Annotated in this window: 20 protein-coding genes; 15 read left to right on the top strand and 5 right to left on the bottom strand. The window is 48.1% G+C overall.

Features of this window, described 5'->3' with window-relative positions; translation table 11 throughout:
* Positions 1 to 35: 35 nt before the first annotated feature.
* The 3 genes from ACYVFD_RS21300 (at position 36) to ACYVFD_RS21290 (ending at position 3,220) form a co-directional block, all read left to right on the top strand.
* On the top strand, positions 36 to 947 hold the full coding sequence (locus ACYVFD_RS21300) for a sugar phosphate isomerase/epimerase family protein (RefSeq protein WP_461092519.1): 912 nt from the start codon (positions 36 to 38) through the stop codon (positions 945 to 947).
* Between the two features lie 155 nt (positions 948 to 1,102).
* Positions 1,103 to 2,062: a D-2-hydroxyacid dehydrogenase gene (locus tag ACYVFD_RS21295; RefSeq protein ID WP_461092518.1), complete on the top strand. Its 960-nt coding sequence runs from the start codon at positions 1,103 to 1,105 to the stop codon at positions 2,060 to 2,062.
* Between the two features lie 12 nt (positions 2,063 to 2,074).
* Positions 2,075 to 3,220, top strand: a complete 1,146-nt coding sequence (locus tag ACYVFD_RS21290; RefSeq protein WP_461092517.1) for a glycerate kinase — start codon at positions 2,075 to 2,077, stop codon at positions 3,218 to 3,220.
* Positions 3,221 to 3,481: 261 nt separating this feature from the next.
* On the opposite strand, the gene ACYVFD_RS21285 is transcribed toward ACYVFD_RS21290, so the two are convergent.
* The 3 genes from ACYVFD_RS21285 to ACYVFD_RS21275 form a co-directional block, all read right to left on the bottom strand.
* Positions 3,482 to 4,033, bottom strand: coding sequence for an RNA polymerase sigma factor (locus tag ACYVFD_RS21285; protein ID WP_461092516.1), 552 nt, complete (start codon positions 4,031 to 4,033; stop codon positions 3,482 to 3,484).
* A gap of 267 nt (positions 4,034 to 4,300) precedes the next feature.
* On the bottom strand, positions 4,301 to 5,803 hold the full coding sequence (locus ACYVFD_RS21280) for a peptide MFS transporter (protein ID WP_461092515.1): 1,503 nt from the start codon (positions 5,801 to 5,803) through the stop codon (positions 4,301 to 4,303).
* 98 nt (positions 5,804 to 5,901) lie between these two features.
* Positions 5,902 to 6,861 carry a Kelch repeat-containing protein gene (locus tag ACYVFD_RS21275; protein ID WP_461092514.1) on the bottom strand — a complete coding sequence of 320 codons (960 nt, stop codon included), beginning with the start codon at positions 6,859 to 6,861 and terminating at the stop codon, positions 5,902 to 5,904.
* A 132-nt stretch (positions 6,862 to 6,993) separates the two neighbouring features.
* Between ACYVFD_RS21275 and ACYVFD_RS21270 the strand changes: the two genes are divergently transcribed.
* The 4 genes from ACYVFD_RS21270 (at position 6,994) to ACYVFD_RS21255 (ending at position 9,985) form a co-directional block, all read left to right on the top strand.
* Positions 6,994 to 7,641 (top strand): peptidoglycan DD-metalloendopeptidase family protein, encoded by a 648-nt coding sequence (locus ACYVFD_RS21270; protein ID WP_461092513.1) that lies wholly within the window; start codon positions 6,994 to 6,996, stop codon positions 7,639 to 7,641.
* Between the two features lie 90 nt (positions 7,642 to 7,731).
* The gene (locus ACYVFD_RS21265; RefSeq protein WP_461092512.1) at positions 7,732 to 8,232 is read left to right on the top strand and encodes a GbsR/MarR family transcriptional regulator; all 501 of its coding nucleotides are present in this window, start codon (positions 7,732 to 7,734) and stop codon (positions 8,230 to 8,232) included.
* Positions 8,233 to 8,285: 53 nt separating this feature from the next.
* On the top strand, positions 8,286 to 9,050 hold the full coding sequence (locus ACYVFD_RS21260; protein ID WP_461092511.1) for a thiol-disulfide oxidoreductase DCC family protein: 765 nt from the start codon (positions 8,286 to 8,288) through the stop codon (positions 9,048 to 9,050).
* Positions 9,047 to 9,985: a TIGR01777 family oxidoreductase gene (locus ACYVFD_RS21255; protein ID WP_461092510.1), complete on the top strand. Its 939-nt coding sequence runs from the start codon at positions 9,047 to 9,049 to the stop codon at positions 9,983 to 9,985. Before ACYVFD_RS21260 ends, ACYVFD_RS21255 begins: the two co-directional genes overlap by 4 nt.
* Positions 9,986 to 9,996: 11 nt before the next feature.
* Here ACYVFD_RS21255 and ACYVFD_RS21250 read toward each other — a convergent pair whose 3' ends face one another.
* Entirely contained in the window at positions 9,997 to 10,791 is a 795-nt protein-coding gene (locus tag ACYVFD_RS21250; protein WP_461092509.1) for an alpha/beta fold hydrolase, read from the bottom strand.
* Positions 10,792 to 10,887: 96 nt separating this feature from the next.
* On the opposite strand from ACYVFD_RS21250, the gene ACYVFD_RS21245 reads away from it, so the two are divergent.
* From ACYVFD_RS21245 to ACYVFD_RS21235, 3 genes are all read left to right on the top strand, one after another.
* Positions 10,888 to 11,157, top strand: a complete 270-nt coding sequence (locus ACYVFD_RS21245) for a hypothetical protein (RefSeq protein ID WP_461092508.1) — start codon at positions 10,888 to 10,890, stop codon at positions 11,155 to 11,157.
* 54 nt (positions 11,158 to 11,211) lie between these two features.
* A complete protein-coding gene (locus ACYVFD_RS21240; RefSeq protein ID WP_461092507.1) occupies positions 11,212 to 11,463 on the top strand; it encodes a hypothetical protein in 252 nt (83 codons plus the stop codon).
* Between the two features lie 151 nt (positions 11,464 to 11,614).
* The gene (locus tag ACYVFD_RS21235; protein WP_461092506.1) at positions 11,615 to 12,319 is read left to right on the top strand and encodes a hypothetical protein; all 705 of its coding nucleotides are present in this window, start codon (positions 11,615 to 11,617) and stop codon (positions 12,317 to 12,319) included.
* Between the two features lie 145 nt (positions 12,320 to 12,464).
* Here the strand turns inward: ACYVFD_RS21235 and ACYVFD_RS21230 are convergent, their stop codons facing one another.
* The gene (locus ACYVFD_RS21230) at positions 12,465 to 13,019 is read right to left on the bottom strand and encodes a hypothetical protein (RefSeq protein WP_461092505.1); all 555 of its coding nucleotides are present in this window, start codon (positions 13,017 to 13,019) and stop codon (positions 12,465 to 12,467) included.
* Positions 13,020 to 13,163: 144 nt separating this feature from the next.
* Here ACYVFD_RS21230 and sufB point away from each other — a divergent pair, with 144 nt between their 5' ends.
* The 5 genes from sufB (at position 13,164) to ACYVFD_RS21205 (ending at position 18,773) form a co-directional block, all read left to right on the top strand.
* The gene (sufB, locus tag ACYVFD_RS21225; RefSeq protein ID WP_461092504.1) at positions 13,164 to 14,642 is read left to right on the top strand and encodes a Fe-S cluster assembly protein SufB; all 1,479 of its coding nucleotides are present in this window, start codon (positions 13,164 to 13,166) and stop codon (positions 14,640 to 14,642) included.
* A gap of 94 nt (positions 14,643 to 14,736) precedes the next feature.
* Positions 14,737 to 15,351 carry an NADPH-dependent F420 reductase gene (locus tag ACYVFD_RS21220; protein WP_461092503.1) on the top strand — a complete coding sequence of 205 codons (615 nt, stop codon included), beginning with the start codon at positions 14,737 to 14,739 and terminating at the stop codon, positions 15,349 to 15,351.
* A 64-nt stretch (positions 15,352 to 15,415) separates the two neighbouring features.
* Positions 15,416 to 16,267, top strand: coding sequence for a fumarylacetoacetate hydrolase family protein (locus ACYVFD_RS21215; RefSeq protein ID WP_461092502.1), 852 nt, complete (start codon positions 15,416 to 15,418; stop codon positions 16,265 to 16,267).
* 93 nt (positions 16,268 to 16,360) lie between these two features.
* Complete coding sequence (locus tag ACYVFD_RS21210) at positions 16,361 to 17,191, top strand: amidohydrolase family protein (RefSeq protein WP_461092501.1); 831 nt, start codon at positions 16,361 to 16,363, stop codon at positions 17,189 to 17,191.
* A gap of 118 nt (positions 17,192 to 17,309) precedes the next feature.
* Entirely contained in the window at positions 17,310 to 18,773 is a 1,464-nt protein-coding gene (locus tag ACYVFD_RS21205; protein WP_461092500.1) for a gluconokinase, read from the top strand.

Raw genomic sequence — 18,773 nt, 5'->3', positions numbered from 1 at the left:
TGTAAGTCTGGCAACTTTTCGTATACGATCTATTTATGACTGCTCCACTTTGCAAGTACATGAAGGTAGGTCTGGTTCATTTTATGGCTTTCCCGGAAACCATGAAAGGTGACGGACCTATCCTCGAAACCATTAAAAAAGTAGTACTCGACGATTATTTCACCGCCATCGAAATCACCACGGTCAATGACCCTGTTGTGCGTCAGAACGTAAAAAGTCTGCTGGATGCCTCCCATATGCAGGTTGCCTTTGCGGCTCAACCTCGGCTGCTTACTACGGGGCTAAACCTCAACGACACTAATGAAGAAGGTCGACAAAAGGCGCTTGCCAACGTCAAAGAAGGTATCGATCAGGCGTATGAACTCGGTGCTACAGGCTTTTCATTCCTGAGTGGTAGATATGACGAAGCACAGAAAGAAAAAGCCTTCGAACTGCTGGTCGAATCAACGAATGAAATCTGCGCTTATGCCAAAAGCAAGGGCGATATGAAGGTTTCGCTGGAAGTATTCGATTATGATGTTGACAAAAAATCGTTGATTGGCCCGGCGGATCTGGCCCTACGCTATGCCCAGGAAGTCCGGAAAACGCACGATCATTTCGGACTCATGGTCGATTTGAGCCACATTCCGCTGATCCACGAAACCATTGAAGAATCGCTGTTACCCGTAAAAGACTACATTACCCATGCCCACGTCGGCAACTGCGTGGTCAAAAGCCCGGATATGCCCGCTTACGGTGACGTTCACCCTCGTTTTGGCTTCCCGAATGGCGAAAACGATGTGGCCGAAGTAACCCATTACCTGAAAGTACTGCTCGATATTGGCTATCTGAACACGCAAAATCCTCCTATCTTCAGTTTTGAAGTCAAACCATTTGGCGATGAAGACCCGGATGTCGTAATTGCCAACGCCAAACGGACTCTAAACGAAGCTTGGGCAAGGGTTTAAGGTAAATTATAACACAGAGATACACAGAGCAACACAAAGACACACAGAGAACTCCGATGGCCTTTCCTTAACCCATCTCTGTGTAACTCCCTTACCTCCGCGTATCTCTGTGTTATAATCTTATATACATGACTTCTGAAACGAGACAAACAAAAATGAAGATTGTAGTACTGGATGGATACACCCTGAACCCCGGCGATTTATCCTGGGAAGGCATCGAAAAACTCGGCGACCTGACCGTATACGACCGAACCCCTGCCGATAAAGTGCTGGAGCGGGCCAAAGACGCTGAAGTCATTTTTACCAACAAAACCCCACTGGGTGAAGAGGTACTGGAAAACCTACCCAACCTGAAATTTATTGGCGTTTTAGCCACAGGCTACAACATCGTTAACACAGACGTCGCTAAAACAAAAGGAATTATTGTCAGCAACGTACCCGGTTATGGAACGGCCTCAGTGGTGCAGATGACTTTTGCGTTATTGCTCGAACTAACCCAGCACGTCAAACACCATAGCGACACTGTGCGGGCGGGCAAATGGGCCAACTCTGTCGATTGGTGTTACTGGGATTATCCATTGGTAGAACTGGCCGGGAAAACGATGGGAATCATTGGATTTGGCAGCATCGGTGAGAAAGTTGGCGACATTGCCACAGCTTTCGGCATGACTGTTCTAGGTTCCAAACGACACCAGACCGATCAGTCGCACCGGCCAAACTTCCGCTGGGCCGATGTGCCGGAAATTCTGGAACAATCGGATGTGGTCAGTATTCATTGCCCCCTGACACCAGAGACCAAAGGGTTGATCAACCAGGAAAATTTGAAGCGGATGAAGCCAACAGCCTTCCTGTTAAATACCTCTCGCGGCCCCATTGTCGTGGATCAGGATTTAGCCGATGCGTTAAACAACAACGTAATTGCTGGAGCTGGTATCGATGTACTGTCAGTTGAGCCACCAGCGGCCGATAACCCATTGTTTACGGCTAAAAACTGCCTCATCACCCCGCATATTGCCTGGGCAACCAAAGAAGCCCGTTCTCGATTGATGGATATTACTGTATCGAACCTGGCGGCTTATATCGATGGCAATCCGGTCAATGTTGTCAATAAATAAGGCTTTTACATTATGAAGAGTACCCGCATTCTGATTGCTCCTAATGCCTTTAAGCACAGTCTTAATGCGCTGGACGCTGCCCTTGCCATTCAGGAAGGTTTTCAGAAAAGTACGCTCGACTGCGTATGTGAGTGTTTCCCGATCGGTGATGGTGGCGATGGCACGGGTGAATTAATGATTCGTAAGCACAATGGGCAACTTATCTCAGCCGACGTAGCCGACCCGTTTGGCCGACAAATAATCGCTTCGTTTGGACTAGTAGTCAATGGCGAAACAGCCATAATCGAAATGGCCAGCGCATCTGGTCTGCATCTGGTTAAAGCCAACGAGTTAAACCCACTGAAGGCTACGTCATTTGGTACAGGCGAACTGATTAAACTAGCGCTGGATAAGGGAGTAAAGCAACTGGTACTGGCTATCGGCGGATCGGCCACGGTCGATGGAGGGACCGGTATTTTGCGGGCATTAGGCATCCGTTTTCTCGATGCATCGGGCCACGAACTTACTGAACCCGGCAGCTTTACTGAAATGACCCAAATTGATGTTTCGGGGCTGGACCCAAGAGCCTTAGCCTGCGACATTTCTATTCTCTGCGATGTCGAGAATACCTTACTGGGCGATCAGGGTTCAGCGGCTGTGTTTGGGCCACAAAAAGGGGCAACTCCTGAAATGGTTAAAAAACTGGATGCTGGCCTGACTACGCTGGCAAAAGTGGCCCAGGAAGTAACGGGTATCAATATGGCAGCGATCAAACATGGCGGGGCTGCAGGTGGCGTATCGGCAGGGCTTTATACATTCCTGAATGCTAAGCTGATCAATGGCATCGAGTTCTTTCTGGACTTCACCGGTTTCGATGAAGCGGTGGACAATGCCGATCTTGTTGTTACGGGCGAAGGCAGTATCGACGAACAAACCCTACACGGTAAAGGTCCGTATGGTGTGGCGTACCGGGCCAAAGCAAAGCATCTTCCCGTTATTGGTCTTGCCGGTAAAATCCCAATTGAACAGCATGAAGGGCTCGGACAGTATTTCGATATGCTGCTAGCGATTGGCAATAGCCCAACCGACTTAGCTACCGCTCTTAGTCATACAGAGCAAAATCTAATCCGAACCGCCCGGCAAATTGGTAATCTATTGGCGGCTACAGGCAGGCAATAATTTTGAAAGGATCGTTTATGTCGATTAGGTAGTCGACCAGATGCAGAAGCCAGCATATCAGCCGGCCATTGATGAATAACTATAGCGTCTACCCGATTTTAAAAAATGACGCTAGTAACCGCGAAGACTTGTCAACAAAAATGCCTGAGCAAAAATCAAATCGAGCTTGATTCAATACATCAGTAACATATTTCTTAACTTTTGACTAATAACTAGGCAAAAAGTCACAAATAAATTAAAAAAATTAAAATGAAGCTTTGCTCAATTCAAAACGTGTTGTGCACACAGGCTGTAGACTTTCTCCCGGCTTCGTTTCAGTCGCATTTTAACAGCGCTTGGTTTCAGGTCATAGAGTTGGGCAATTTCGTCAATACTCATGCCGTCTTCATACTTCAACCGTAGCAGCGCTCTTTCCTTATGCGAAAGTTTATCCATAGCCTGCTTTACAATATGCAGTGTTTCCTCGTGCAGGTGAGCCTCTGTCGATTCCGCTCTATTCTGTTCCAGTTCATCTTCTATGGCAGTCATAGGAAGCCGCTTTGCCAAACGAAGCTGATCGGAACAATAATTAAACGCAATGGAATACAGCCACGTAGAAAAACTCGACCGCTCCTGAAAAGCATCTAGCTTGTTAAATACCTTTATAAAAATGTCGTGCGTAAAATCCTGTGCCTGATCGGCATCTTTGGTCATTGATAAGCAACGACGATAGACCTTATTAACATATCGATTATAGAGCGTTTCAAAACATTGATTCGGTTGCGATGGAAAACATTGACGAAGTAATTCTTCATCGGTCAATGAAGCGAACATGTGTTAGAATTAAACAATATGTTTTAGTGTATACAAATCCAAAAATCTAAATTTATGTACGTGTGATTTTCTTCTTTAGATCATAAAAGTCGATTTGGGTAACACTTTATTTACTGAGCGGTATATCCACAATGAGCCTGTTAATATCACGGCAACTATAAGGCAATTTAATTGAAAATAATCTCATTATAGTCCAATAGTATAAAAAGTCACCAAAAGATGACTTTTTATACTATTGGAGTTCTTACAATATAGTAAGTAAACCTATTATTGAACCCCTCCCATCCATCTTTTTAGCGGTTTTGCCAGCAATAACAGCAGCACACCAAAACCTAAACTGAAATAAGCCACACTCTGGAACATGGACGGCATCTGCTGGACATTCTCCCCATCGAAGCCACCGGCAAACAGACCAGCAATCAGGTTACCGAGCGATGTACCAACAAACCAAAGACCCATCAACTGACTCGTGTATCGCTTAGGGGCCAGCTTGGAAAACGCGCTCAGTCCCACCGGACTCAGAAACAACTCACCCAACGTAAAGAACAGATACGTAAATGACAGATAGATAGGTGAGATCAACCCACCCGTTAAGGCTAGTTTGGCAGCAATGACCATGATTACGTAAGCCAGCCCTAGTAACAGTAAACTCGTAGCAAATTTGGCAGGCACCGTGTAATTGAGTTTCCGATTCGCCAGAAAAACCCATAAAGAAGCCAGCACCGGTGAGAAGATGAGAATAAAGGCCGGATTCAGGTTTTGAAACCAGCTCGATGGCATTAGCCAGCCAAAAAAGTTAAGATCGGTATAGCGATCGGCAAAGATTTGTAGCGATGATCCCTGCTGTTCATTGCCTGCCCAGAACAAAGCCGACGCCATGAAGAAAACAAACAGCACCACTACCCGCTTTTTCTCAACAGCGTCGAGCCCACCAGCAACCAGAATATAGATAAAGTAGCTGACGGCGATCAGGCAGATAATGGTTCCCATGGCCTTCGCTAGTCCTTGTGCCGTGGTCATGTCTAAAACCCCCGTTACCTGAAGTGTCGCCAATACGACAATCAGGAACGCCACAAACGCCAGCAATGATCGGTTGTTACCCGACGATTGTCCATCCGTATTTGTAGCAGCCATGTAATTGCCATGATCACCAAGATAGCGCTGGCCAAGCGTTCGGAAGGTTATCAGCCCCAGCGCCATGGCCACAGCAGCAGCCCCGAACCCATAATGCCAGCCAACCCGTTGCCCCAGATACCCAACTACCGAAATACCAATCAACGAGCCGAGGTTGATGCCCATATAGAAGATAGAAAAAGCCGCATCTTTACGGGCTCCCCCTTCTGGATACAATTCACCAACAATACTACTAATATTAGGTTTGAGCAGTCCGGTACCCATAGCTACTGTACAGAGTCCTAAATAAAAAATCCCAGAGCCAGCCGGGACCGCCAGAATGATATGGCCAAGCATGATAATGATCCCGCCATACCAGATGGATTTGCGTTGGCCCAAAAGAGTATCGGCAATCCAGCCGCCCGGTAAGGAAAGCAAATAAACAGATGCCGTATAGATACCATAGATAGCAGCCCCTTCGGTTTCGCTTAACCCCAATCCCCCCTGCACCTTATCGATCAGAAAGAGCATCAGGATAGCCCGCATGCCATAATAACTAAACCGCTCCCACATCTCTGTGAAAAACAGCACAAAAAGGCCTATAGGGTGACCAAAGAAACTAGGGGTGCTTTTGGGCTTTTCAATAATGGCTTCCATTTCGTTGGGGAAATTGACAAGTTTGCCGAAGAATGTGGGTAAATAACGAAAAAAATAGCTGTAAATATACCCTGATTCGCTGAAAGTGGCAAGCTGTATCAATACGTGGGGTCATAGGCCCAGACATCATCCAGCAGCCTATTTCCATTTGCTCCCGTAGCCACATACCCTCGTGCACCAATGGCAAATCCAACTGCTTTTGAACGGACTGGCCCTTCAAACGGGCCTTTTATTGCCCACGAATCAGTACCTGGTGTGTAAGCCAATACATTGTTGATAGTTGTCGCACCCGATACAACATAGCCAACGCCATTGATCGAAAAACCTGCCCCGAATGAACTGGATGGTATAGATGCGGGCAAACTTTGCCGTTGGGTCCAGGTATCCCGGTCCATGTCGTATTGCCATAAATCGTTCCGATCATTTCCGCCTGAACTGCCCATTCCCACATAGGCCAGGTTATTGATCACAAACGCTACAGCTCCTACACGAGCTGTATTGCTAAAGTATTTTCGTTGTGTCCAGCTATTAGCCGAAGGGTTATAGCGCCAAAGATCAGCCCGTTCGCTCCCATCAAAACCTAAGCCAATAAAGCCAACATCATACAGGCTAAAGCCAACGGCCGACCTGCGGGAGGTCCCACTAAAATCGGCTATGCGCTGCCAGGTATTGGTGGAGGTATCATAAGCATACATATCTCGAAATAAGTTGCCCTGCGCGTCAGCCCCTGTACCCAAATACCCCTTAGTTCCAATGGCAAAACCAACGGCTTCGCTACGAGCTTTTCCGGGAAAAGAGGCTTTCTGCGTCCAGCTGTTACTGGCCGGGTCATAAGCCCAGAAATCCGTCAGCGCATTTTTTGATGCGTCCTGCCCCGTTCCTATATACGCAATCGTTCCAATAACAAAACCGGTGGCACCAGCGCGCGCCACGCCTTCAAACTCTGATTTTACCGTCCAATCGCCTGGTGTGGAGCTTAGGGTTGTCATTTCCGTACATCCTCCCAGCAGATGGAGAAGACCAGCACAAGTACAAATTAGCAGTACATTGATTTTCATTCTCAGTAAGAGTTTGTAGCTAAAAAATAGGGTTTTCATGAACGAACGCTTTGTCCAACAGACAGACTTCACCTATTTTAAGCCCGCGTTTTGTCTGTGTATCTGCTTAGTTGCCTCTTGTTCGACTTTATTATGCTGCTTCCCTTCAATTTCCGGAAAGACCCTTATTTGATTCTCGACTTCTCCGCTGCCAATCCCAACCTCGACCAGCTCGACCTAACCGATACGGCCGTTTTTACCGACTATGTATTTGGTAAACTGAAAGCCGCTGGTGCTCAGGTTGGCGTGGGCGGTTATAATGAGCATCGGGTCATTTACCGCCGAAGTCCACACTTTAATGATGCCGAAACCGAACCCCGCGAAATTCATCTCGGTATCGACCTCTGGGCCGAGGCCGGAACGCCCATTTTTGCCCCTTTGGCTGGGATCGTTCACAGTTTTCAGGACAACGCGCATTTCGGTGACTATGGCCCAACTATTATTCTGGAACACCAAGCCACGGCTTCTCCATCGCGTTACTCACTCTACGGACATCTGACCCGTCAATCGCTGGAAGGGTTGTATGAAGGAAAGGTTTTTAATGTCGGTGACAAACTAGGTGAGATTGGCCCATACCCCGAAAATGGCGACTGGCCTCCGCATCTGCATTTTCAACTGATGACCGATATGCTGGGCATGAAAGGTGATTTCCCCGGAGTATGTTCAGTAGCCGACCGCGTGAAGTTTCTAGCCATCTGCCCCAATCCGAATGTTCTGTTAAAGATTGAAGGCTTAATCTAGAGAATGAATTAATAATTCGCTTTTGAAACATATCTATACAAATCTTTCAAAATATTTTGAAAGTACAAAAACATTCATTTACCTTTGGGCATGACATTCGACGAGGCAAAGGATAAATTCATTCATACCTGGGGAACACTCGCAACCCAGTGGGGCATCAATCGATCGATGGCTCAACTGCACGCCTTGCTACTCATTTCCCCTGAACCGATGGCTACTGAGGATGTCATGGAGCAATTACAAATTTCGCGGGGTAATGCCAGTATGAACCTTCGCGACCTGATGGATTGGGGACTAATTTATAAACAGCTCAAACCAGGTGAACGACGGGAATTCTTTATGGCCGAAAAAGACATCTGGAAGGTTGCCCGGCAAGTGGCTAAAGAACGCCGTCGTCGGGAGATAACGCCCGTTGTGGAAGTGTTGAATGAATTGAAAGCGGTTCCAGCCGATACGCCCGAAGCCGCTGAATTCCACCGTATCATGGAAGGCTTAAGCAATGTGGTTGGATTTGCGGATAATACACTCAACGCCGTTATTAAAGCCGAAGAGAACTGGTTAGTGGGTCAATTTCTAAAAGTTTTCCGCTAATTTTTTTGCCACTATCTTTCAATTATTTCTGAAAATTCAAAATATAAAAACACATGAAAAAGCTAATAATCTATGATGATAGTTGTCCTATGTGCCGATTCTATACAAAGGGAATGGTTTTGGCTGACGATAGTGGCTGTCTTAATCGCATTGGAGGAAATCAGCTTGCCGATAAAACAATTCTTAATCGGTTGGATCTACAACGGGCCCGACACGAAATACCGCTTATTGATCTTGATGGGGGCGAAACGCTCTATGGCGTCGACACCTGGATTTATGCTATAGGGCAACACAGTCAGGCTACCGAAAAGCTACTCTCACTAAACTGGTTTAACTCATTCATGAAAAGGCTGTATGCGTTCATTTCGTACAATCGGCGAATTATTATCACGTCTCCTCCTGGTCGATGGCAACTACTGGATCTCCAGCCTGACTTTAATTTGATACAACGGCTGTTGTTTATTCTTGTCGTCTTTAGCCTTGCCACTGGTCTTTCCCTAATCGGACATCAATGGGTACCCGCCTATTTCGCGTTGGTTGCCACTCAGATCCTGGTCGTTTGCCTGTACCTGTTGGCGCAACAATCCGGCAATTGCCTAGAACAACTACTCGATTATATCGGACATCTGGGCATGAGTCTGTTAATTGGCCTTTTCATCATAGCTATTGGCGGCCTGATTAACCAATCTGCTCTTATTGGCTGCGGTTATGCTCTCGTGATTGGCCAGCACTTTATTCGCAGTTACCGGCTTGGGCTAACACCGTGGCTGAGCATCATCTTCACCATGTTAGTTCTCTTATTACTCCGTCTGTTATGAAAGCTAGCAAGATTGTTCTGGCAGGAGGAACAGGTTTCATAGGCAAGCTACTGATCGATCATTGGAAAGGCACGGACGTCGATATTGTTGTTCTGTCGCGCAAGCAACGCCCTGATCAGAAAGGAGTCCGCTATGTGGTTTGGGACGGAGAAACACCAGGCAACTGGGTCAGCGAACTCGAACGGGCCGATGTAGTAATAAATCTGGCTGGTAAATCGGTTGATTGTCGCTACACTAGCCGTAATCGACAACTCATTTTACGTTCACGGGTGAATGCGACGAAAGTGCTTGGCGAAGCGATTAAACAACTCAAAACACCACCCCAGCTTTGGATCAACTCATCATCGGCAACCATTTACAGGCATGCGCCCGACCGGCAAATGGACGAAAACACTGGAGAGATTGAGACAACCCGACCAGAGTTTCGATTTTCCATGGAAGTATGCCAGGCCTGGGAACAAGCGTTTTGGGCAGCAGACGTTCCTCAAATTGTCCATAAAGTAGCGCTCCGGATGGCTATCGTTCTGGGTCGAGACGGAGGAGTATTACCTGTCCTCAAACGCTTGGCCTATTGGGGCTTAGGTGGGACAATGGGAGATGGCAAACAGTTTATAAGTTGGCTACACGAACGGGATTTGGTCAGAATTATTGATTTTATAATCCAGAACGACACGATTGCTGGAATCTATAATGCCTCGGCACCACATCCGATTCGCAATGAGTCCTTTATGCGTTTGTTACGCCAGGCCGTAGGCATACCGATTGGCTTACGAGCATCGGAATGGATGCTGAAAATTGGGGCTATTTTGTTAAGAACTGAAACCGAATTAGTGCTCAAAAGCCGGAATGTTGTACCGGGCAAATTAGTGGAAGCAGGATTTCAATTTGAGTTTAAGGAAGCAAAAGCCGCTATAAACGACCTGATTGCTCCCTAACTCTTTCGATGCTATTTCGTCAGAAATTCAACGACAGCTTTGGCGAATTCGGGGGTCCGCATGGCTCCCCCGTGATTACCCGGCACGATGACCAGCCGCGAACCCGGAATGGCATCGACCAGCGTTTGTGGATCGCCGTTGTCCATGTCCTGATCGCCATTCACCACGAGTACCGGAATCCTGATCTTCGCTAGCTCAGCTTTGGTCGTTACGGGTTGAAACTCCTGCAAACGTGCCAGAACAACCGTGTCAGCACCAGCTTTCTTGGCATTGTCGACGGCGGGTTGTAATTCAGGATGGCTACCGGGTTTGGTCAGTGCTTCGAAGAAATTTTGGCGACGAATCCAGTTGGGGTCCGAAAAGTCGACACTGATACCGCCCATCACCGCCCGGCGCACCTGCTTATCCATCGTCAGCAGTTTGGCGGTCAGGATGGCTCCACGCGAATACCCCACTACATCATAGTTTTTCAGGCCAAGGTGTTTCATTAACGCTATGACATCCTTCAACTCTGTATTGTCGCGATAGGCTTCGGCGGTGTGCGGCTTGTCGGACAGGCCATTACCCCGCAAATCGAGGGTTACCACTTTAAAACCAGCATCGGCCAGCGCCTGCCGTACCGCCGATCGTTTCCAGCTTTCGCTGGTACTGATAAAGCCATGTAAGAGTACAACCGGCTTTCCTTCTCCCAGAACATCGTAATGGATTTTAGTACCATCAAACGACGTAAAAAGCGGCTCTCGGTTCGTTTGAGCGCGTACGAGCATGGATGCCAGCAGGCATATAGTCAGGAGTATTGATTTCATGGAGTAAATAAGAACGAACGTCAAACTTCAAGCAAATAAGCCTAACCTTTCGGCATTCTACCGGGTTATAATTATGAAAACCAACAACTCAACCAGATGAAAACGACTCTTGATCATCCAGCCCCTACCGATACAGGCGTTATTGGCTCACGAATTGACCAGATTGATCCCGACATTTTTCGAAATCAAAGCGACCCCGCCGTTGACGACGAAGATGGACTGGACGAAGACGTATCCGACGACGAGTCAGACGAGGAATTATACGATGAGCCGCTCGACGAAGATGGCGACCCTACCGGCGAACATGATCACCATCAGGACGACAATTACGCCTTAGGTGGCCATGTCACGCGTTCCGGTTCGTAACCAATAAGTCCTAAAAGTGTCCAAAACCTTTTAGGGCTACAACCAAACCATTTTATGAACACTGATAACAACACATATACTCCTGCCGACGATGACAACCAGGGCGTCGTGCAGGTGCTTGCCCAAAGCGAAGCATCAAACACAGGCGTTCCTCAGAATAGCCCATTGAGCCCAATGAACGCATCAGGCCCCGAACCCGAAAAAGCCGAAGTGGCTGATTCAGATGGCGACTCGGGGATAAACGACGATGTACTGGCTGAGGAAACGGTAGAAGATGGCGATGTAGAAATGGATAATGAAGAATGACTGCCAACGCCTTTTAATTTATATCATCGCTTTCTATCTCGCGCTCAGTGGCTTGGACGATTCTGGCCGAAATCGTTTCCGTTAATTCCCAAAACCATTACAACGGTCGTTCACCTTGGGGAGTCTGTAAGAGAAACAAACCAAGTGTATAATGAAATCAACGTTCATGGTAATCGCCGTTTTGGCAGGAAGTTTACTCACCTTTTCAGCTTGTAAACAGGAAAATGTACCACTCCAGCCCGGATTGCCATACCAATCCTCGTTTCAGGCGGGCTCGGATGGCTGGGCTGCCGGGATTACCGATTTTGGAAAGGCTCAGGAAAACAGCATGGAGTTTAAAGCAACGTGGAAAGGGCTGCCTGCGCCATTGGATACAACCCGTAAGTCGCTCATGCTATCAAGTATGAACCGGAGTGATGACGCCTTCATGTTCATCAAAAAGAAGGTGGTCGGTTTACAGCCCAACAAAGAGTACAAGCTGGTGTTCAGCATTGAACTGGCCTCTCAATACGGTGAAAGCTCCGTTGGTATTGGTGGCTCGCCGGGGGGTAGTGTATTTCTGAAAGCCGGAGCTTCCGTTGTTGAACCCGTAAGCGTTTTGAAAGACGACTTCTATTCGCTCAACATCGATAAGGGCGCGCAGAATAACGACGGAAAAGATGCCATTCGGCTGGGCAACATCGCCACCAGCAACGATACAGAAGGGTATGCGCTCATCACGCGTACCAATGCTGATAAGCCGTTCAGCGTGACTACCAACGACAAAGGGGAACTTTGGCTGCTGGTCGGTACTGACTCGGGTTTTGAGGGACTGACAACGCTGTATTACAGTAAGGTAAACGTAACGATCCAGTAATAAGACTTCCTTTCAGACTGTTTTCACCAATGCCATTACAGATCCGTAATGGCATTGGCATTTTTATATATCGTCCGATTTTGATGTGGTGTCGGTTTTAAGAAACCTCACCAGGATCAGATGTGAGCATCTGACCTCACAGTTTTTATTTAGTGTCACATTTGCCCAGGGCTGTCACTTCATCCTGATCGAGTTGCCAGCAATTGCCGTACACATCGCTGTATACGACCGTAAAATGGTATGATGTATCCTGCACAATATGCAGTAGGGTGTCGGCAATGGATTCATTGCCGGACATTTCACCCAGTTTAATTTCGCCTTCACTTTTGATCACATTCCCACGCGACAGCCCACCATAAAAGAAGTTTACGTGCGCTGTCTTTCCTTTGGGCGTTGCTTCGCTGAGATGCTGAATCTGCTCATTAATAAGCTCATACGCATCTTTATATATTCTACCACGATAGCGCAGGGCTGTTGACTTAATTACTGCCGGACCTATTCCATTGTTGACGACGGTCCAGACAAAACTATCATTAGCCTTGGTATAATCAGCTTGCAGATAAGGCCATACCGACGCATCCTGTTGCTCACGGGCAATCTTTGTCTGAAAGATGGAAACCACCAAAGCCGCTAAACTGAGGAACGTAGCCGAGATACCCAGGAGCAGTTCAATATTAAAACGTGATTTGGAAGCAGCCATAAGTAGATAGGCTATTGGTAGAAAATAGACCTGAAATAACGGAAAGTTTCCGATATTTGTCCAGCCTGCCCGGAACGTACCTATCCGGCAAATTGTTAAAAATAGAGTGGACTGGTTCTTTTTACCAGTCAATTAACCGAGACTATGAGCAAGGACGTTGAAATTTTAGAGAGTATTACCAACGCCGAGTATAAATACGGATTCGAGACGTTGATTGAGGCCGACGAAGCCCCGCCAGGTCTTGATGAAGATATTATTCGTTTTATTTCTGCGAAGAAACAGGAACCTGAGTGGCTGCTCGAAAATCGGTTGAAAGCGTTTCGGATGTGGCAGGAAATGACTGAGCCCAAATGGCCTAATGTTCATTATCCACCGATCGATTATCAGGCTATCAAGTATTACTCAGCCCCTAAGCAAAAGAAAACCGTTAATTCGCTCGACGAAATCGACCCCGAACTGCTGGATACATTCAATCGGCTCGGTATTTCGCTGAGTGAACAGAAACGGCTGGCGGGTGTTGTTGACGAGCCCCAGGGTGACCGCCCACGCGTCGCCGTCGATGCCGTCATGGACTCCGTTTCGGTAGCCACGACCTTCAAGAAAGACCTCGCCGAGCGTGGCATTATTTTCTGCTCCATTAGTGAAGCGGTTCATGAACATCCCGAACTGGTGCAGAAATACCTAGGTTCGGTGGTACCGGCCAAAGACAATTACTTTGCCGCTCTGAACGCTGCCGTCTTTACCGATGGGTCGTTCTGTTATATTCCGAAAGGCGTTCGTTGCCCAATGGAACTGTCGACCTATTTCCGCATTAATGCCGCCGGAACGGGCCAGTTTGAGCGGACGCTGATCATTGCCGATGAAGGTTCGTACGTAAGCTATCTGGAAGGTTGCACAGCGCCTATGCGCGACGAGAATCAGCTCCATGCGGCTGTCGTTGAACTGATCGCCCATGCCGATGCCGAAATCAAGTACTCAACCGTACAAAACTGGTATCCTGGCGATAAAGACGGGAAAGGCGGTATTTATAACTTCGTAACCAAACGCGGTATCTGCGACGGTCCGAACGCTAAAATTTCGTGGACACAGGTCGAAACAGGGTCAGCCATCACTTGGAAGTACCCTTCGGTAATCCTGAAAGGCGATAACTCCATCGGTGAGTTTTATTCGGTGGCGGTTACCAACAACATGCAGCAGGCCGACACCGGAACGAAAATGATCCACATTGGTAAAAACACCAAGAGTCGGATTGTATCGAAAGGTATTTCGGCCGGTAAAAGCCAGAACTCGTACCGGGGTTTGGTCGAAGTGATGAAGCGTGCCGAAAACGCCCGTAACTATTCACAATGTGATTCGTTGCTACTGGGTGATAAATGTGGAGCGCATACCTTCCCCTATCTGGAAGTAAAAAACCCAACGGCTACCGTCGAACACGAAGCCACAACCTCGAAAATCGGTGAGGATCAGCTGTTCTACTGCAATCAGCGCGGTATCCCAACCGAACAGGCAGTAGCCCTGATCATCAACGGATACGCTAAAGAAGTGCTGAATCAATTACCAATGGAGTTTGCCGTTGAAGCCCAGAAATTGCTCGCCATCAGCCTGGAAGGCAGCGTCGGCTAACAGCTTTTTATAATTTTGCCTACCTTTAAAGCCTCTACAGCTATGTAGGGGCTTTTCTTTTAGTACATCATTAAACGTACAACTCTTCATAACCATGACCATTGGAATACTAGGTGCTGGTAATATTGGAAAGGCACTTGCCAGCCATCTTTCAGGCGCTGGCCATCATGTACTTCTCAGTAATAGTAAAGGCCCGGAGTCCCTCAACGAACTAGCGAATGAACTAGGCTCCAACGTTCAGCTAGTATGGGCCACGGAAGCCAGTAAAGCCGACATAATCATATTGGCGGTTCCCTGGACAAAGCTTAAGAATGTACTCAATGAGATACCCGATTGGACGAACAAAATTGTCATCGATACAACCAACCATATCCTGACCATAAGTCCTTTTACGTTGGACGATCTGAACGGGAAAACATCTGGTGAATTTGTGGCTGGATTACTGCCAGGAGCTAAGGTTGTCAAAGCGTTCAATACATTGGGATCTGCCATTTTAGCCTCTGATCCAGTTACCCCAACCGGCAATCGAGTGATTGTACTAAGCGGAGATGACAAGGCTGCTAAAAAAACAGTGGCTGATCTTGTTTCATCGATCGGTTTTTCCCCGATTGACCTCGGAACGTTGCACGAAGGAGGAAAACTTCAGGATATGGGCAGCAGTTTGTCGAACATCGATTTGATTAAGGTGAATAATACCTCTTCGAAGTGAGAGTAAAAGCACAGTTAAAAATAACTTTGCATACACGTTTACCCCAAAATTTGAATTTTAACGCATGAAACTTTTTCGCTTCGGTCTGCCCGACCACGAACACCCAGGTGTTGTATTACCCACCGGCCAGCACATTGACGTAACCCATTTCGGCGAAGATTATGACGAGTCATTTTTCGCCAGCAACGGCCCCGACCGACTCGCGCACTGGCTGGAAGCTCATGCCCATACCTGCCCGGAAGTAACCCCCGACCGCTTCGGACCTTGCGTGAAACGACCTTCCAAAATCGTGTGCGTTGGCCTTAACTATGCCAAACACGCTGCCGAAACCAATGCCCCTGTTCCATCGGAGCCTATCCTGTTTTTCAAATCGACAACCGCCTTATCTGGTCCCAACGATGCCATTGTGATTCCGAAACGTTCCGAAAAAACAGACTGGGAGGTTGAACTGGCAATCATCATTGGCAAACGCGCCAGCTACGTCGAACTGGAAGATGCCTTCGATTATATTGCTGGCTATGCCGTTCATAACGACTATAGCGAGCGGGCCTGGCAACTAGAGCGTAACGGTCAATGGGTAAAAGGCAAAAGCGCCGATACGTATGCCCCACTAGGCCCTTACATGGTCACGAAAGACGAAGTACCAGAGCCGAACAACCTGCCACTCTGGCTCAACCTGAACGGCGAGCAACTCCAGAACTCGAATACCGACGATATGATTTTCAACGTACCGACGCTGATCAGCTACATCAGCCAGTTCATGACGCTCCTCCCCGGCGATGTGATCTCAACGGGTACGCCAGCCGGTGTGGGTATGGGCCTGAAACCCCAACGGTTCCTCAAACCCGGTGATGTTGTTGAATTAGGCATCGAAGGGCTGGGTTCGCAAAAACAGGTAGCCGTAAGTTTCCAATGAATAATGTAGAATGGATAATGAGTAATGGTGAGTTGAAAAAGCACTCTCTACAACTCATTATCCATTCTACATTATTCATTATTCATGCATTTTATGACAATCGATTCCCACCAACATTTCTGGCATTTCGACCCCGTTCGTGATAGTTGGATTACCGACGATATGGCCGTCATCCAGCGGGATTTTCTACCGGCTGACTTAGAGCCTGTACTGGCCGAAAATGGCATCGATGGATGTGTAGCTGTACAAGCATCACAATCGGAAGAGGAAACGCTTTTTCTGGTTAGTATGGCCCAATCCTACGACATCGTGAAAGGTGTGGTCGGCTGGGTCGATTTACAGTCGGAGCAGCTAAAAGACCGACTGACGGCGTTATCGACACATAGTCAGATTAAAGGCTACCGGCATGTTGCCCAGGCCGAACCCGACGATTTTCTGGCTCGCCCCGCCGTTATCGAAGGCATCCGTCAACTGGCGGAGTTTGGGCTGACGTACGATATTCTGATCTACCCCACTCAGTTGAAAGCGGCTTTGCAACTGGTGCGTGCTGTACCGGAAGTTAACTTTGTCATTGACCATATCGCCAAGCCGTACATTACAAAAAAGGAAATCAACCGCTGGTCCAATTATATGACCCAACTGGCCAGCCAGCCAAACGTTTCCTGCAAACTATCGGGCATGGTAACCGAGGCCGATTGGCACAACTGGAGTAAACAGGATTTCTTCCCGTATCTGGACGTCGTTTTCGAACAGTTTGGCCCTGATCGGCTCATGTTTGGCTCCGACTGGCCGGTTTGTCTGGTAGCAGCTAATTATACACAGGTCAAAACATTGGTCGAAGACTATGTAGCGCCCTGGGGAGAGGAAGTTCGAGCCAAAGTTTTCGGAGCCAACGCCGTGTCGTTTTATCGTTTAACTAAATAGCTGTTACACAGAGACACACGGAGGGATCACGGAGATACACTGAGAATAAAATAAAGCTTCGTGTATCTCCGTGATCCCTCCGTGTGTCTCTGTGTAATAACTCATTACCACCACTTATATGAATTGTTTTGTTGGGGTTGATGTCGGCACCACGAATGTAAAAGCGATGGCCATGCCAGCCGATCTGAGCCAGATTCTGGCCCATGCATCGGCTCCACTAACAACCCTGAATCCTGAACCCGGCTATGCCGAGCAGGACCCCAACGAAATATGGTCAGCTTTTGTACAGGTCATTGCTGAAGTGGTTCAGGAGACCGTCAAGGGTGGGTACAAAATCACACATCTGGCTTTCTGCACAGCCATGCATAGTCTGTTGCCGATGGATGATAAGGGTAACCCGTTAGGCAACGCGATCCTTTGGTCCGACAATCGCGCTGAAGCGCAGGCTACTGAACTCCGAAGTACGCAGGCTGATTTAGGGAAGTCGATCTATCAGGAAACCGGCACTCCCCTCCATCCGATGATCCCACTTTGTAAGCTGGCCTGGTTGCGCGAACATGACCCACGAATGCTTCGCCGGACCGCTCATTTTGGCTCCATTAAAGAGTTTTTGTGGCATAAGCTGACGGGTACTTTCGAGGTTGATTTTTCGATTGCTACCGCTACAGGACTGTTCAATGAAGGCGCCCGACAGTGGAGCAAACTGGCTCTCGACTTTGCCGGTGTCCGACCCGATCAGCTTTCTACCCCCGTTCCAACCACTTACCAGCGGAGTTACCAGCCAAATGCCAATTCTCGGGCTACCAATTTACCCGCCGGTGTTTCGCTGCTGATTGGCGCATCAGATGGGTGTCTGGCCAATCTGGGGGCAGGTGCCATTAAACGCGGTACGGCTACGCTGACTATCGGTACGAGTGGCGCTATTCGGCAAACGGTTCAGAAGCCTCTTCGCGATGCCCAGATTCGCCTGTTCTGTTATTATCTGGACGAGGGGCATTATGCTGTTGGCGGGCCAACCAACAACGGAGGCAATGTGCTGGAATGGGTATCTGAAAAACTCACCCAACAGGAAACACAAACGGTTCTGGACGAAGCCGCTACGATTGATCCCGGTTCTGATGGTTTGCTGTTTCTCCCCTACCTGCAAGGGGAGCGGGCACCCTTATGGGACGCTTCGGTCCGGGGAGCCTATCTGCACGTCGACTGGCAACATACGCGGGCACATTTTGTCCGGGCTGCGCTGGAAGGTGTTCTATTCAATCTGCTTAGTATCAACGAACTACTCACCGAATTCACCGGTTCAGCGCGTGTCATTCATGCCAATGGCGGTTTTGCCCAATCGACCCTGTGGGTGCAAATGCTGGCCGATATGGCGGGCGTGCCCGTTCGGCTGAATGCCAGTAATGAAAGTGGTTCGATGGGGGCTATTTTGCTGACTATGAAAGCCATCGGCATCGTAAAAACGCTGGAAGAAGCCGCCGAACGAGTCGCTTTTGGCCAAACGTTCGAGCCGGATTTACATCGACATAAAGTGTACCGGACGGCATTCAAAAAATGGCAGGATGCGTTAGCCAAGCTTTAA

The sequence above is a fragment of the Spirosoma gilvum genome (assembly GCF_054776815.1).
This window is presented reverse-complemented; position numbering and strand designations above follow the sequence as displayed.

Coding starts and splice junctions, on each gene's coding strand:
- ACYVFD_RS21220 (WP_461092503.1), top strand. CDS start 14,737: ATGACCATTGGAATACTAGGTGCTGGTAATATTGGAAAGGCACTTGCC.
- ACYVFD_RS21215 (WP_461092502.1), top strand. CDS start 15,416: ATGAAACTTTTTCGCTTCGGTCTGCCCGACCACGAACACCCAGGTGTT.
- ACYVFD_RS21275 (WP_461092514.1), bottom strand. CDS start 6,861: ATGAAAATCAATGTACTGCTAATTTGTACTTGTGCTGGTCTTCTCCAT.
- ACYVFD_RS21205 (WP_461092500.1), top strand. CDS start 17,310: ATGAATTGTTTTGTTGGGGTTGATGTCGGCACCACGAATGTAAAAGCG.
- ACYVFD_RS21270 (WP_461092513.1), top strand. CDS start 6,994: ATGCTGCTTCCCTTCAATTTCCGGAAAGACCCTTATTTGATTCTCGAC.
- ACYVFD_RS21235 (WP_461092506.1), top strand. CDS start 11,615: ATGAAATCAACGTTCATGGTAATCGCCGTTTTGGCAGGAAGTTTACTC.
- ACYVFD_RS21260 (WP_461092511.1), top strand. CDS start 8,286: ATGAAAAAGCTAATAATCTATGATGATAGTTGTCCTATGTGCCGATTC.
- ACYVFD_RS21285 (WP_461092516.1), bottom strand. CDS start 4,033: ATGTTCGCTTCATTGACCGATGAAGAATTACTTCGTCAATGTTTTCCA.
- ACYVFD_RS21265 (WP_461092512.1), top strand. CDS start 7,732: ATGACATTCGACGAGGCAAAGGATAAATTCATTCATACCTGGGGAACA.
- ACYVFD_RS21210 (WP_461092501.1), top strand. CDS start 16,361: ATGACAATCGATTCCCACCAACATTTCTGGCATTTCGACCCCGTTCGT.
- ACYVFD_RS21300 (WP_461092519.1), top strand. CDS start 36: ATGACTGCTCCACTTTGCAAGTACATGAAGGTAGGTCTGGTTCATTTT.
- sufB (WP_461092504.1), top strand. CDS start 13,164: ATGAGCAAGGACGTTGAAATTTTAGAGAGTATTACCAACGCCGAGTAT.
- ACYVFD_RS21290 (WP_461092517.1), top strand. CDS start 2,075: ATGAAGAGTACCCGCATTCTGATTGCTCCTAATGCCTTTAAGCACAGT.
- ACYVFD_RS21280 (WP_461092515.1), bottom strand. CDS start 5,803: ATGGAAGCCATTATTGAAAAGCCCAAAAGCACCCCTAGTTTCTTTGGT.
- ACYVFD_RS21250 (WP_461092509.1), bottom strand. CDS start 10,791: ATGAAATCAATACTCCTGACTATATGCCTGCTGGCATCCATGCTCGTA.
- ACYVFD_RS21240 (WP_461092507.1), top strand. CDS start 11,212: ATGAACACTGATAACAACACATATACTCCTGCCGACGATGACAACCAG.
- ACYVFD_RS21295 (WP_461092518.1), top strand. CDS start 1,103: ATGAAGATTGTAGTACTGGATGGATACACCCTGAACCCCGGCGATTTA.
- ACYVFD_RS21230 (WP_461092505.1), bottom strand. CDS start 13,019: ATGGCTGCTTCCAAATCACGTTTTAATATTGAACTGCTCCTGGGTATC.
- ACYVFD_RS21245 (WP_461092508.1), top strand. CDS start 10,888: ATGAAAACGACTCTTGATCATCCAGCCCCTACCGATACAGGCGTTATT.
- ACYVFD_RS21255 (WP_461092510.1), top strand. CDS start 9,047: ATGAAAGCTAGCAAGATTGTTCTGGCAGGAGGAACAGGTTTCATAGGC.